The following is a 13,257-nucleotide window of genomic DNA, read 5'->3' on the forward strand; positions in this document are numbered from 1 at the left end:
AAGGAGGAGAAGGATGATCTTCCCAAATAGTCGCGATCACCAGAGGGTGATCGGATGCGGGCCAAGCCCAGGTACAACCATCCCATCCCCTCTGTCCTTTTGCCTGAGAGTTTCCGGCGCCAGCCTGCCCTTGCGGGTAGTCATGGTGCCTTGCTCCTTCGGCGCCCGATTCAACGGGTCTCTCCAGAGTATCGTCCAGTAGCAGTCCACACCGGTTGCCCGGTACCTGAAAGATTCACTTCTTCGGTGGATGGTCCCCCATCGCTCTCCTGCTACCTTCATCCGAACTAGTTTGGATTAGGAAGCGGGCATGTTAATCCAAAAAATGTGAGCTGTCTCGCACTCGGCCATCCTGGCCCCGGCTTTTTTTCCGTTCAGTCCATCGTCGGGATAAATGTTACTTGTTCGTTAACTATCAATAGCTTAACGAGCATTATGCTGGATCAACCCGATCAACATTATTGACCGGCTCGCGTATCAAGATGATCTTTCGTCTCGACCAGAAAAACTTTCCAACATATCCAATCAAAATGCTTGCACAGAAACGCAATAAGCCGATAATCCCGCGCATAACTAAGCACTTTGCGATGGAGTTATGCACTGTGTTTGGTCGGTCCTTCCGGACCACTCGCCTGAGCCGGCCGCTGCCGTCTCAACAAACCAAGGCTAGGGCAAATCTGCCCCCTAAGGATGATCAAAAGAGAATGAACGAGACCCTGGTAGCACAAGATTACCGTCAACTGGTTGAACAATTCGGCTCTCCCCTGCTGCTGCTCGACAAGGCAGCCGTCCGCAAACAGTATCGGGCCCTGGTCGCCGCCCTGCCCGATGTGCGATTGCACTATGCACTCAAGCCACTGCCCCATGAGGCTGTGGTCTCTGTATTGAAGGAAGAGGGGGCCTGTTTCGATCTCGCCACCAATGGCGAAGTGGATCTGGTGCGCAGCCAAGGGGTTCGCCCGGGACGCTGTATTCATACCCACCCCATCAAGCGCGACAGCGATATCCGCTATGCACTGGAGTACGGCTGCACAGTGTTTGTCTATGACAATCCGCTGGAGCTGGAGAAGTTCATTCCCTACAAGGACGAAGTGAAGCTGCTGCTGCGGGTCAGCTTCCCGAACCCCGAGACCAAAGTCGACCTTTCCAAAAAGTTCGGCTGCACCCCGGAGCAGGCGCTGCCGCTGCTGCAACTTGCCCACGCCAAGGGGATCAAGGTGATGGGGCTGTCGTTCCACGTCGGCTCCCAGGTGCCCCACGCCCATCGCCATGTGCAGGCTATCGACGCCTGTCGCGAGATCATGGAGCAGGCCTGGGATCTGGGGCTCAAACCCTGGGTGCTGGATATCGGCGGTGGTTTCCCGGTGGATTATGATGGCGGCGAGTTCGACATCGACGGCTTCTGCGCCCCGATCCGCGAGGCGCTTGCCAAGCTGCCCGCCACTGTGCAGAAGATTGCCGAGCCGGGCCGTTTCATCAGCGCGCCAGCCATGACTTCTGTCTCCAGCGTGATGGGCAAGGCCCACCGCGGTGACAAGATCTGGTACTACCTGGATGACGGCCTGTATGGCAGCTACAACGGTCAGCTCTATGATCACGTCACCTATCCGGTCTCGACCCCCTATGCCCGTGGCGAGCAGCACAACTCTGTGCTCTCCGGCCCGACCTGTGACAGCGTGGACGTGATCCGCGAGGAGATCATGCTACCGGATCTGGCGATCGGCGAACTGGTGGTGGGCCGGGTCATGGGTGCCTACACCTGGGCCTCGGCCTCGACCTTCAACTTCTTCCCCAAGGCGAGCATCCTGATCCTGGACAGCGCGCAGCAAGGTCAGAAGCTGGTGGCGGCTGCCTGAAGATAAACGCTGACGCGGGCTGAGCCTGCCCAGAGACAAAAACAAGAGGGGGAAGCCGATGCTTCCCCCTCTCTCATTGCGCTTTATCCAGACTGGCTAGATAAATTGGCTGGTCAGCAACCAGCCGGTGTAAGCCACAAAGATGGCGAGCAGTATGCCCCCTTCCAGTCGGCTGATCCGGCCCTGTCCCTTGCGGCCCAGACACATTACCAGCAACAGCAGGGTCAGCCCCATCATGATGCTCCAGTCACGGCTGAGCACCTCGGGCGCCACATCGAGCGGCGCTATGCCTGCGGCTATGCCCACCACGGCCAGGGTATTGAACAGGTTGGAGCCGAGCACGTTGCCGAGCGCCAGATCGTGCTCATTCTTTCGAATGGCGATAAGAGAAGAAGCCAGCTCCGGCAAAGAGGTGCCCACCGCCACTATGGTCAGGCCAATCACCAGATCGCTGATGCCAAGGGCCTGAGCAATGGTGACGGCGCCCCATACCAGCAGGCGGGAGGCGCCAATCAGCAGTACCAGCCCGACAATGAGCCAGATAATGGCGCTTTTGAGGGACATGCCTTCACTGCTGATGCTCTCTTCGGTATCCGCATCGAGCGCATCTCCCTTGCCATGCATGCCAGCCCAGATGGACCAGCCCATCAGCACCAGAAACACAGCGCCGAGGATCAGGGCATCCGTGCTGTCGAGCCGACCATCGATCAGCAGGGCGCCGGAGAGCAGCGTAATGCCGAGCAGGATCGGGATCTCCTTGCGCACCACCTGGGAAGCCACCGCAATAGGACTGATAAGGGCGGTCAAACCCAGGATCAGCGCAATATTGGTGATGTTGGAGCCATAGGCGTTGCCAAGGGCCAAACCGGGATTGCCTTGAGAAGCCGCCAGCGCCGAGACCACCATCTCGGGAGCCGAGGTGCCAAAACCTATGATCACCATACCGATAAGCAACGGCGGCATGCCGGCATAACGGGCGGTCGCGGCAGCGCCGTCCACAAACTTGTCTGCACTCCAGACCAGCAGCGCCAGTCCGGCAATCAGGGCAACAACAGCCAGAGTCATAATGTTTCTATCTCATCAGATGAAAAAACAGGAGTCAGGTATTGAGCCTGACCCCTTCCAAGTTGGGCACAGTGTAACGGTCCGACTTGCCTTTTCAAGGGAAAATCAAACGCTGATTGATGATTTCAAAATACCGCCAGCAGACTGCTGGCGTCGGAGACCTCGAACTTGCCGGGCGCTTCTACAAACAGCCGTGTGACCACACCATCCACGGCGATCAGCGCAAAGCGCTGGGCCCGCAAGCCGCCGAAGGCGCCAGTGTCCTTGGCAAGGCCCAAGGCTTGCGTCCAGCTGCCGTCGCCGTCCGCCAGCATGGTGATGGCGTCGGCGTTCTGGGCCACCTGCCACGCCTTCATCACAAAGGCATCGTTCACCGACAGGCAATAGATGGCATCCACCCCTTTGGCCTTGAACTGGTCGGCCAATACCACGTAACCGGGCAGGTGGGCGTTGGAACAGGTGGGGGTAAAAGCGCCGGGTACCGCAAACAGTACCACCGTCTTGCCGGCAAACAGGGCCTGGCTATCCTGCACCTGCTTGCCCTCGGCGGTGATAAAGGTAAATTCGCCCGCAGGCAGGGTCTGGCCAATGGCAATCATGATATCTCGTCCGTGATGAAGATAAGGAACCACAGTCTACCCCAGCCAGTGAGCCGGCAACACACCCCCATCTGCATCGCCATTTGAACTAACCTTGAGCAGGATCAGCCGACCAAGGAGGCCTCATGCAGCACTATTACGACGGACTGGAAATTCGCCCCTCCCCCTTGCGAGAGCAACAACAACTGGAGCAGCTCAATCACCTGCTCACCCATGTCGGCCAGTATTGCGCCGGGTACTCCAGCGCCTATCGCCAGCGCCGTTTGCAGGAGTTGGGCGAGCTGGCCACACTGCCCCTGCTCGACGCCGCCGACCTCTTTGCCGCCCAGCAGGCCCATCCGCCCTTCGCCGGCCTCACGGGTCGGCCGGCCAGTCAGGCGCTGCGGGTCTTCGCCTGTCCGGGCCAGCTGGCCATTCCCGAGTATGCGGGCGCGGACTGGTGGGGCGCGGCACGGGCCCTGTTTGCCGCCGGTTTCAAGGCGGGGGAAGTGCTGCTCAACGGCCACGATTACCATATCAGCCCCACCGCCTTCATCTTCGACAACGGCGCTCGCCAGCTGGGGGCACCCGTGGTGCCTTGTGGCCCCCACGATACCCGCCGTCAATTGGAGGCCCTGCAACGCTACGAGCCGACAGGCTTTGTCGGGCCACTGGCGGCGCTGCTGGATCTGCTGGAAGCGGCGGAGCTGGCCGGGATCCCGAGCGACAGCCTGCGCTCTGCCCTTTTGTGCGAAACCTCCCACCCCGACACGGCGCCACTGCAGGCGGTCCACGGTATCCGGGCGCTCAACTGCCTGGTGTTGCAGGATCTGGGAGTGCTCGCCTACGAGAGTCAGCCTGGTCAGGGCTTTATCGTCAACGAAAGCTGCATCGTCGAGATCATCGATCTCGCCACCTCGGAACCGGTCATCGGCGATGCGGTCGGCCAGCTGGTGGTGACCCGGCTCGACCTGGAATATCCCCTGTTGCGGCTGGTCACCGAATGGCAGGGTCACTGGCTGGCGGGGGCCAGTCCGTGCGGGCGCACCAACCGGCGCCTCAGGCTGGTGTAACCAATGCCAAAAAATGCAAACGGGCAGCCATCAGGCTGCCCGTCTTGTCTCCGGCGAGGAGAATATTTGAAGAAGAGGTTTACCGCCTCGCCTGCCAGGTGGCGATGGCAAGCAGGGAATCCGGGGTAAACTCGGTGGCGCGGGCGGCAATCTCGGCCTGGCTCATCCAGTGCACCTCGCTCACCTCCTCGGCCTGCAACTGCAGCGGGCCCTGATAACGGCAACTGTAGAGACCGCCCCAGACCCGGTATCCCTCCCCCTCAGCATAGAAGTGACCCAAAGCCTCAAGGGGAACGTCAACTATCCCCAGCTCTTCGGCCAGCTCGCGGCGGGCAGAGGGCTCCATCTGTTCGCCCGTGGTCACCACACCACCAGCGCAGGCATCCAGCATGCCGGGGCAGAAATCCTTGCTGAGGGTGCGCCGCTGCACCAGGATCCGATCCGTCTGGTCGAGCACCAGAATATAACTGGCGCGATGGCACAGGTTCTCCCGCCGCACCCTGGCCCGTTCGGCCACCCCGATCACCCGATTATCCGCATCAACCACATCCACCCATTCCACGCGCAGGCCCTTTCGCTCATGTCGTTCAACTACCCGCAGTATATCGGGGCAAGGAGGGGTCAGGGCAGCACTTTTTCACCTCATGGGTACAGACACGCTCCCCGGATACCCGCCGTCACACGGATTCATACAAACCTTTATTAAATGTCACATTAGTGTCACCCATGGACGGCATAGTGTGCCCTGTCCAAGCAACAGGTGTTTTGTGATGAAGGTGTTCAAGAACTTGTCTCCCCGCCAGATTGCCCGCTACATCAAGAGCTTCCATCGCGGCAGCTTCATGGTGGAGGCACTGGGGCAATTCGAATTCAGCGGCGGAGAGATCAATCTGCAGAGCCTGACCTGCCGTCAGACCCTGAGTCTGGCCCGGCAGATCAATCTGGAGGTTCGCGGCCTGCGTCACACCAGCCTGCTGTTGGGGTAACTTCCATAGTCCTTTCTGTTTGTAGTCTGCTTCCATACTGGTTTTTGCCCGCCGGCTAGTCGCCGCGCGGGCCATTTTCTATGTCGGTGACCACACCGTTGCGCACTGTCACGAAACGCATGAAGGCATTCTTGCCAAAGTTGTAGGTCCAGCGCTCACCGTATGTGACCTGCACCAGATTGCCAAACTGGTTCACCTCGTTGCGGGTCAAGGTTTCACGCAGCATGGGCTCGCCACACTTGAGCAGCATCTCGGCGGTGCTGTCCCCCTCTGTGATGAGGGCGTTCTTGCAACGCATGGCATCGGCACTGGCCGGTATGCTCAGTAACAGCAGGGCCAGGGCGGTCCCCAGATCCAGAGGTCGTTTCATTGGCTATTCCATTTAAACAGGGCACTGCCCAGGGTGAGACAAGAGAAGGTAAACAGTACAACCCAGCCCAGCGGTGCGGCCACCTCGGCCCAGCCATCCCCTTCCAGCATGACGGCACGGGCCGCCGTGATGATCTGGCTGAGCGGTAGCCAGGCCGCCAGCTGTTGCAGCCAGACCGGCGCTCCTTCCAGCGAGAACCAGACCCCGGAGAGAAACATCATGGGCATGCTGATGACGTTGAGCAGGCCGCTTGCCAGCTCTTCGTTCTGAATGCGGGCGGCGATGAGCAGACCCAGTGACGCCATGGCGGCCCCACCCACCAGGGCGATAAGAAGCAGCAACCAGCCTGAGCCGAGCAGGGGCACACCAAGCAGGCCGTAGGCCACCAGAAACACCAGCAGGCTCACCACCAGGGTAATCAGGATCCGCGACAGCAACTGGGCACAGAGAAACTCGGCGGCGGAGAGTGGCGTGGCCCGCAGCCGCTTGAGCACACCGTTCTTGCGGTAACGGACTATGACGAAGCCGACCCCGAACAAGCCGGAAAACATCAGGTTCATGCCGATCACCCCTGGCAACAGCCAGTCACCATAACGGATCGCCTGACCGCTCAGAGTCTCTTTCACCAGTGGCTGAAAAATCGCCTGACGCAGCAGGTATTCGGCCAGCGCCCCCTGGGCGGCATCCGGGTTGACCCAGTAGCGACCCGAACCGGGCGAGAGCAGCAGATCCAGCTGATGGTGGCGTACCTTGAGTCGCCCCTTTTGCTCATCGTCATAGGGAATGAGTTTGAGCAGCGGAATGGCGTTCAGGGGCGCATAGGCAGCAGGCAAGTCCCCCACTACCCCCATCTGCACCAGCGGCTTGGGCGGGCCGGAGAAGATGAGAGAGAAACCTATCACCAGCAACAGCGGGAAGGCCAGATTCCACACCAGGGCCGCCCTGTCCCGCACAAACTCCAGATTGCGGGCATAAAAAAGCGCACCGATCCGTTTTATGGCGCCTTTCATGCTCCGCTCCTTGCATGCCAAGCTGACGAGCGGCGCGACCACTGCAAGTCTCGCGTATGGAGGTGGGTGCCAACACGGCATCTTGTCATGCTGCTCATGCGCCACTCCTCAGGCTATGGCCGGTCAGGTGCAAAAAGAGATCCTCCAGGTTGGGAGAACGTACCTGCATGCCGGTCAGCGGGACTCCAAGGCTGAGCAACTGCGGCAGCAGGAGTGCCACGTCGGGACAGGTCAGCTCCACCTGATCGCCGTGGGGCAGGAGCGGATAGCCAAGGCCGGCGAGGGCCGGGTGATCCGGCAATCGCACCAGCACACCGTCAAAATGCTGGGCCAGCAAGGCCGTGGGGGTATCCAGGCTGAGCAAGTGACCGTGATCGACGATGGCGATGAGATCGCACAACTGCTGCGCTTCATCCATGTAGTGGGTAGTGAGCACCACCGTCTTGCCCTGGGCCTTGATCGCTTCGATGCGCTGCCAGAAGTGGTGGCGGGCCTGGGGATCCAGCCCGGTAGTGGGTTCATCCAGAAACAGCAACTCGGGGTCACCGAGCAGAGCGAGCGCCAGCAACAGGCGCTGACGCTGACCGCCGGAGAGCTTGCGGCTGTCACGGTCGATGAATTCGCCCAGGGCACACAGCTCGATGAGCCGCTCCTGGGGCAAAGGATGGGGGTAGAGGCTGGCAAACAGGCGCAGGGTATCGCGCACAGTCAGAAAATCCTGCAGCGCAGTATGCTGGAACTGGATGCCGATGCGGGAGCGGTAATCGGGGCCGCGAGGGGCGCCATGGAACAGGATCTGGCCGCTATCCGGAGTGAGGACTCCCTCCAGCAACTCTATGGTGGTGGTCTTGCCTGCCCCGTTCGGGCCGAGCAGACCGAAACAGCAACCGGCTGGAATGGCAAAGCTGAGCCCGTCCACCGCCTTGACGCCGGGAAAGTGCTTGATGAGATCGACGACTTCGATGATGGCTGCCATGACTTGTCTCCCAGGAGAAGCCCTGACTATATCCAAATCTTTTGCAAAGGCACATTGTCTATCGACAAGGGCCCGCCAGGCAGGGGAGCCTCAAACAGAAACGGCGACCCTGAGGTCGCCGTTTGCATCAAGCCAGCCGGATCACAGAATGTCCAGCAGCTCCACTTCGAATACCAGAGCAGAGTAGGGCGGGATGGAACCGGCACCACGAGCACCATAGGCCAGATCCTGCGGAATATAGAGCTTCCACTTGGAGCCAACCGGCATCAGTTGCAGGGCTTCAACCCAACCGGCGATGACGCCAGTCACCGGGAATTCAGCCGGCTCGCCACGGGCGACCGAGCTGTCAAACACGCCACCGTGGGTGAAGGTACCGTGGTAGTGCACGCGCACGGACTGACCGGCCACCGGCACGGCGCCATTGCCTTCTACCATGACTTCGTATTGCAGACCCGAGTCAGTCACCTTGACGTCGGCACGCTTGGCGTTGTCAGCCAGGAAGGCTTCGCCATCGGCGGCGGCCGCCTTGGCAACGGCCTCCTGCTCTTCCTGCATGCGTGCAGTGATAACCTGGAAGGCATCATTGATATCGTCACGGCTGACCGCGAACTCCAGACCATTCAGGGCATCTGCCAGACCTTGTTGCAGGGCCGGGATATCCAGACCGGCGAACGCTTGCTGCGCCAGTTGCTCGCCCATGTTGCGGCCGATGCCATAGCTGGCCTTCTGTTCGATAGAGTCGTATTGGGACATTGAGATGTTGCTCCAGATCCAAGTAATAAAGAGGCGGGATAATATCAGACTTTTTGGCCAGGTGCTGCCGCCGGTCGCCCTGATTTCCCCGCCCGTGGGAGCGAGTTCACACCAGCCAGGTACGAACGCCGCCCATCGGCGGCGATCTTGTCAGGCACAATGGCGCTGTGAGCCTTTGGACTCAAACCTCACTTTCTGTGACATCAGCGCGATCCAGCAGGGCTCGCACTGCGGCTACCTTGGCGCCGTCGGTGATATTGACCCGGCCGTCATCAGAGGTACCCATATTGACTCCATGCGGTACCATACCGCCGCGCCAGCCCATGCCGGACATGTGCACCTCGTTCACCCCGGTAAATTCGATGATGGTGCGCACGTTGTCGGCATTGATCCCGGCACCTGGCATCAGGGTGGCCCGGCCTGCCAGCGCCTGTTGCATGGCCTGCAAGGTCTCGAGCCCCGCCAGCGCGGTCGGTGCATGACCTGACGTGAGGATCCGCTCACAACCGGCCGCTATGATGACCTCAAGATCGGCACGCCAGTCGGAGCAGAGATCGATGGCACGATGGAAGGTGACGCCAAGGGGACCGGCTGCCGCGACCAGTTGCCTGAGCTGGGCAGCAGGCACCCGCCCCTCTTCATCCAGCAGCCCCACCACCACACCTTGCAACCCGGCGGCGCGAGCGGCGGCGATATCCTGCAGCATCATCTCGAACTCCCCTTCGCTGAAGCAGAAATCCCCGGCACGGGGGCGGATCATGGCATAGACAGGAACGCTGGCGTGCCGTGCGGCCAGCTGCATGAAACCATAGGAGGGGGTCAAACCACCCAGCCCCAGCGCAGAGCAAAGCTCGATGCGATCCGCGCCGGCTTGCTGGGCGGTGAACAGGGATTCCAGGTTGTCGATACAAATTTCAAGACGGGTCATGATGACTCCTTTATTGGAGAGATCAGACAGCACATCTGATCTCATAAATTGAGCAAGGCCGCACCCCGCACCCCACCGGCACCGCCGAAGCGGGCCTGGCGGATCTCGGGCAGAGCGACACCGGGCAGCAGGTGGCCGGGCAGACGCAGCGGCAACTGTTGGTACAGGGTGGGCAGACCGCTCAAGCCGCCCCCCAGCACGACCACCTCGGGATCAACCACAGAGATGGCGGTAGCGAGTCCGGCAGCCATGATCTCGAGCCAGCAGTCGACCGTGGCCACCGCATCAGGCTCATGAGCCTCGAAGCGTTCCACTATCTGGTGGCCGCTGGCACGCTGACCGTGAAAATGATGGTAGAGCCGCTCCAGCCCGCTGCCGGACGCATAGGTTTCAAAACAGACCAGGCGGCCACAGCCGCAACGGGGACGAGGCAGGTCGGGATACTTCATCAGCATGGTCGCAGGCAAGGGATAGTGACCTATCTCCCCCGCCAGCCAGTTACGGCCCTGAATGAGTTTGCCAGCAAGGTAGACGGCACCACCTATGCCGGTGCCTATGGTGACCCCCAGCGCGCTGTCGGCCCCTGCCGCCGCGCCCTGGTGTACTTCCGACCAGAGAAAGCAGTTGGCATCGTTGTCCACCTTGACCATACGACCCAAGCGTTCGGCCAGATCGGCGCCCAGATGGCGACCATTGATGGAGGGCAGGTTCGCCGCCACTATGCTGTGATCGTGCCGATTGAGGATACCGGGAAAGCCGATGCCCACGGCGCCTCTTGCACTGAAGCGGGCGTCAGCCTCGAGCACCCGCTGGCAGATCAGCTGCTGCAGCCCCTCGTAATCATTGCCGGGAGTGCTCATGCGCTCCTCATGACAGAGATTCAAGCTGCCGTCATACACAGCGAACGCTATCTTGGTGCCACCGATATCAAAGCCGTAATACATGCTCACACTCCCTTGTCGGCGAGTTGCCTCACCTCAGCCTGTCCAGAGGGGCACATTGTATTAATTCGCAAAAAAAATAAAGTGATCGGGGGCGAAAAACGGGAGCCGGATCAAAGCAAACGGAACATTTGCCGTTGCAGGCAAGCCTGGCCAAGGCTCATCAGGGTGCGCTCCTGGCCATCGAAAGCGAAGCCGCGACGCAGGTAAAAACCCTCCCCGACCCGATTGCCATCGAGCAGCCACAATCTGACGCCTTCACAACCGGCGCGCCGCATCTGCATGGCCACCGCCTGCCACAGCCGCTTGCCATAACCCTGGCGCCAATGATCGGGGTGGAGGTAAAACGCCCGGATCCAGGCGGTGGGATATTCACCCTCTTGCGCCAGCTGCCAGTAGAGCAGGCCGATGACCACCTCATCCAGACAGAGCAGCATGGGTCTTGGGCCCGGCTCGGCGAGCCGGCTGCGCCAGATTTGCAGATGCTCGGTCACCGCCAGCTGGGCCAGCATGTCGTTGCCAAGCACCTCACCGTAGGCAGCGAGCCAGCTGGCCCGCTGCATCACCGTCATGGCGGGGGCATCATCAAGCCGCGCCATGCGCAGGCTTATGCCTTGCATTGGGGTACCAGACCGGAGGCGCGCGCCTGCTCATAGAGTGGCCGGGCCTCGGCCTGCTGGGCCTGCAACTCGGCAATCCGGTTTTCGTTGCTGGGGTGGGTGGAGAGCAGTTGCGGCGGCGCCTTGCCACCGGCGGCGGCGCTCATGTTCTGCCACAGGGGAACGGCTTCAGCAGGATTGAAACCGGCACGGGCCATCAAGTCCAGGCCCAGCCTGTCCGCTTCGCTCTCCTGCTCGCGGCCATAGGGCAGCATGACGCCCACCTCGACCCCGAGCCCCAGCGCCGTCATGGTGGCACCGCGATATTCGCTGCTGCCCATGGCGATATCCGCCGCCGCCAGACCGAGACCGGTCAGCTGGCTGCGGGAGAGTCGCTCGTTGGAGTGCTGGGCCAGCACATGGGTCAGCTCGTGACCGATGACGGTGGCGAGCTGATCCTGATTCTTGGCGACCTTGAGCAGGCCGCTATAGACCCCTATCTTGCCACCGGGCAGTGCGAAGGCGTTGACCTGCTTGGAGTCAAACACCACCACCTCCCAACTGGTGATGCCATAACTGGCGGGCACCTGGGCGGTAACCGCCTTGGCAACACAGGAGACATAGGCATTGAGCTTGGCATCCTTGCTCACCTTCTCCTGCTTTTTCATCTGCTCGAAGGAGTCGGCACCCAGCTTGCTCATCTGCTGGGGCGAAAACAGCAGCATCTGGCTACGACCGGTAGGAGACTGGGCACAACTGGCCAGCAGGGTAGAACAGAGCGCCGCCAGGCCGAGCTTGAACAGGGGAGATGTCATGGAGGTGTCCTTCACCATAAAGATGCCCTATTTTCGGAAATGCGGGCGTCCGGCGCAAGTCGACAAATTGCCCGGTTCGGCGAAAGCAGTCACATCCCCTTATTACCGGCTTGCTTAAAAAGAAAACGGGCCCCGCTGGGGCCCGTCTTTGAGAGGAAACCGGTTTACATTATGCCCAGTTTCTTCAGGTCGGCTTCGACCACTTTGGCCGGGACAGGCACGTAACCATCTTTGGCGACTATGCTTTGACCCGCCTTGGAGAGCATCATCTTCACGAACTCCTGCTCCATCGGAGCCAGCGGCTTGTTCGGGTGCTTGTTCACGTAAACGTACAGGAAGCGCGACAGCGGATACTTGCCGGTGATGGCGTTATCAGCGGTGGCTTCGATGAAGGTCTTGCCATCTTTGGACAGCGGTACGGCGCGCACACCCGAGGTGACATAACCGATACCGGAGTAACCTATGCCGTTCAGGGAAGCAGAAACGGACTGCACCACGGAAGCGGAACCGGGCTGCTCGTTCACGCCGCTCTTGAAGTCACCATCACACAAGGCGTGCTCCTTGAAGTAACCGTAAGTACCGGAGACTGAGTTGCGACCGAACAGTTGCAGATCCTTGGAAGACCAGTTGCCATCCAGACCCAGATCAGACCACTTGGTGGCAGCCTTGGCTTCGCCGCACTTGAGGGTGCTGGAGAAGACGGCATCCACTTGTTGCATGGTCAGCCCCTTGATGGGGTTGTCCTTGTTGACGAACACGGCCAGGGCATCGACCGCGACGCGGATGGCAGTGGGCTTGTAACCGTAACGCTTCTCGAACGCCTCTTCCTCACCGGACTTCATGCCGCGGCTCATGGGGCCGAACTGGGCAACACCTTCGGTCAGTGCAGTCGGTGCGGTTGAGGAACCGGCGGCCTGGATCTGCACGTTGACGTTGGGATACATGCGCTTAAATTCTTCGGCCCACAAGGTCATCATGTTGGCCAGGGTGTCAGAGCCGACAGAGGACAGGTTGCCCGAGATGCCGCTGGTCGGAGTGTAATCCGGCAGGTCTTTATCCACACCGGCAGCCAGAGCGCTGACAGAAAACAGGGTTGCTGCGGTAAATCCGATTACACCAGCCAGTTTGTTGAGTTTCATCCAATCTCTCCAAAGTTACAGAAGGTCCGTTCTTAAGACGGCGCCAGTATCTGACCTGGCAGTGACAAATTTATGGATTTAATGTGACACTTTAATGACATGACAAGGGTTTTGACCAAATGAAGAGAGGGCAGCTTCCGCTGCCCTCTCTTTTGCTAACTTATTGCC

At 60.3% G+C, this 13,257-nt stretch carries 15 protein-coding genes and 1 riboswitch; of the genes, 3 read left to right on the forward strand and 12 right to left on the reverse strand.

What is annotated here, in order from left to right; genetic code table 11:
* Window positions 1–81: 81 nt before the first annotated feature.
* A riboswitch (glycine riboswitch) is annotated at window positions 82–197 on the reverse strand.
* 507 nt (window positions 198–704) lie between these two features.
* Window positions 705–1,856 carry a type III PLP-dependent enzyme gene (locus AC1P02_RS21045; RefSeq protein WP_485183280.1) on the forward strand — a complete coding sequence of 384 codons (1,152 nt, stop codon included), beginning with the start codon at window positions 705–707 and terminating at the stop codon, window positions 1,854–1,856.
* Window positions 1,857–1,952: 96 nt separating this feature from the next.
* On the opposite strand, the gene AC1P02_RS21050 is transcribed toward AC1P02_RS21045, so the two are convergent.
* Window positions 1,953–2,921, reverse strand: a complete 969-nt coding sequence (locus tag AC1P02_RS21050) for a calcium/sodium antiporter (RefSeq protein WP_058393891.1) — start codon at window positions 2,919–2,921, stop codon at window positions 1,953–1,955.
* 125 nt (window positions 2,922–3,046) lie between these two features.
* The gene (locus tag AC1P02_RS21055) at window positions 3,047–3,520 is read right to left on the reverse strand and encodes a redoxin family protein (RefSeq protein ID WP_485183282.1); all 474 of its coding nucleotides are present in this window, start codon (window positions 3,518–3,520) and stop codon (window positions 3,047–3,049) included.
* Window positions 3,521–3,645: 125 nt separating this feature from the next.
* Between AC1P02_RS21055 and AC1P02_RS21060 the strand changes: the two genes are divergently transcribed.
* On the forward strand, window positions 3,646–4,572 hold the full coding sequence (locus tag AC1P02_RS21060) for a phenylacetate--CoA ligase family protein (protein WP_087755182.1): 927 nt from the start codon (window positions 3,646–3,648) through the stop codon (window positions 4,570–4,572).
* 79 nt (window positions 4,573–4,651) lie between these two features.
* Here AC1P02_RS21060 and yfcD read toward each other — a convergent pair whose 3' ends face one another.
* Entirely contained in the window at window positions 4,652–5,134 is a 483-nt protein-coding gene (gene yfcD, locus AC1P02_RS21065) for an NUDIX hydrolase YfcD (RefSeq protein ID WP_485183284.1), read from the reverse strand.
* 208 nt (window positions 5,135–5,342) lie between these two features.
* Here yfcD and AC1P02_RS21070 point away from each other — a divergent pair, with 208 nt between their 5' ends.
* The gene (locus tag AC1P02_RS21070) at window positions 5,343–5,558 is read left to right on the forward strand and encodes a DUF1107 family protein (RefSeq protein WP_485183286.1); all 216 of its coding nucleotides are present in this window, start codon (window positions 5,343–5,345) and stop codon (window positions 5,556–5,558) included.
* A 55-nt stretch (window positions 5,559–5,613) separates the two neighbouring features.
* Here AC1P02_RS21070 and AC1P02_RS21075 read toward each other — a convergent pair whose 3' ends face one another.
* From AC1P02_RS21075 to AC1P02_RS21115, 9 genes are all read right to left on the reverse strand, one after another.
* A complete protein-coding gene (locus AC1P02_RS21075) occupies window positions 5,614–5,928 on the reverse strand; it encodes a DUF2845 domain-containing protein (RefSeq protein WP_113720146.1) in 315 nt (104 codons plus the stop codon).
* Window positions 5,925–6,938, reverse strand: a complete 1,014-nt coding sequence (locus tag AC1P02_RS21080; RefSeq protein ID WP_485183288.1) for an ABC transporter permease — start codon at window positions 6,936–6,938, stop codon at window positions 5,925–5,927. The genes AC1P02_RS21075 and AC1P02_RS21080 overlap by 4 nt, the downstream gene beginning before the upstream one ends.
* A gap of 94 nt (window positions 6,939–7,032) precedes the next feature.
* Window positions 7,033–7,914, reverse strand: a complete 882-nt coding sequence (locus AC1P02_RS21085; RefSeq protein WP_096118102.1) for an ABC transporter ATP-binding protein — start codon at window positions 7,912–7,914, stop codon at window positions 7,033–7,035.
* Between the two features lie 141 nt (window positions 7,915–8,055).
* Window positions 8,056–8,667, reverse strand: coding sequence for a BamJ family beta-barrel-assembly machinery protein (gene bamJ / locus AC1P02_RS21090; RefSeq protein WP_005316846.1), 612 nt, complete (start codon window positions 8,665–8,667; stop codon window positions 8,056–8,058).
* A 181-nt stretch (window positions 8,668–8,848) separates the two neighbouring features.
* A complete protein-coding gene (locus AC1P02_RS21095) occupies window positions 8,849–9,595 on the reverse strand; it encodes a copper homeostasis protein CutC (protein WP_021138789.1) in 747 nt (248 codons plus the stop codon).
* A gap of 41 nt (window positions 9,596–9,636) precedes the next feature.
* Window positions 9,637–10,539, reverse strand: a complete 903-nt coding sequence (locus AC1P02_RS21100; RefSeq protein ID WP_485183291.1) for an ROK family protein — start codon at window positions 10,537–10,539, stop codon at window positions 9,637–9,639.
* A gap of 110 nt (window positions 10,540–10,649) precedes the next feature.
* Window positions 10,650–11,156 carry a GNAT family N-acetyltransferase gene (locus AC1P02_RS21105; protein ID WP_087755177.1) on the reverse strand — a complete coding sequence of 169 codons (507 nt, stop codon included), beginning with the start codon at window positions 11,154–11,156 and terminating at the stop codon, window positions 10,650–10,652.
* Window positions 11,144–11,950, reverse strand: a complete 807-nt coding sequence (locus AC1P02_RS21110; protein WP_011898477.1) for a M48 family metallopeptidase — start codon at window positions 11,948–11,950, stop codon at window positions 11,144–11,146. The genes AC1P02_RS21105 and AC1P02_RS21110 overlap by 13 nt, the downstream gene beginning before the upstream one ends.
* Before the next feature lie 164 nt (window positions 11,951–12,114).
* Window positions 12,115–13,089: a PstS family phosphate ABC transporter substrate-binding protein gene (locus AC1P02_RS21115; RefSeq protein WP_017411341.1), complete on the reverse strand. Its 975-nt coding sequence runs from the start codon at window positions 13,087–13,089 to the stop codon at window positions 12,115–12,117.
* Between the last annotated feature and the right edge of the window lie 168 nt (window positions 13,090–13,257).

The sequence above is a fragment of the Aeromonas sp. TS_SC_11 genome, assembly GCF_057318915.1.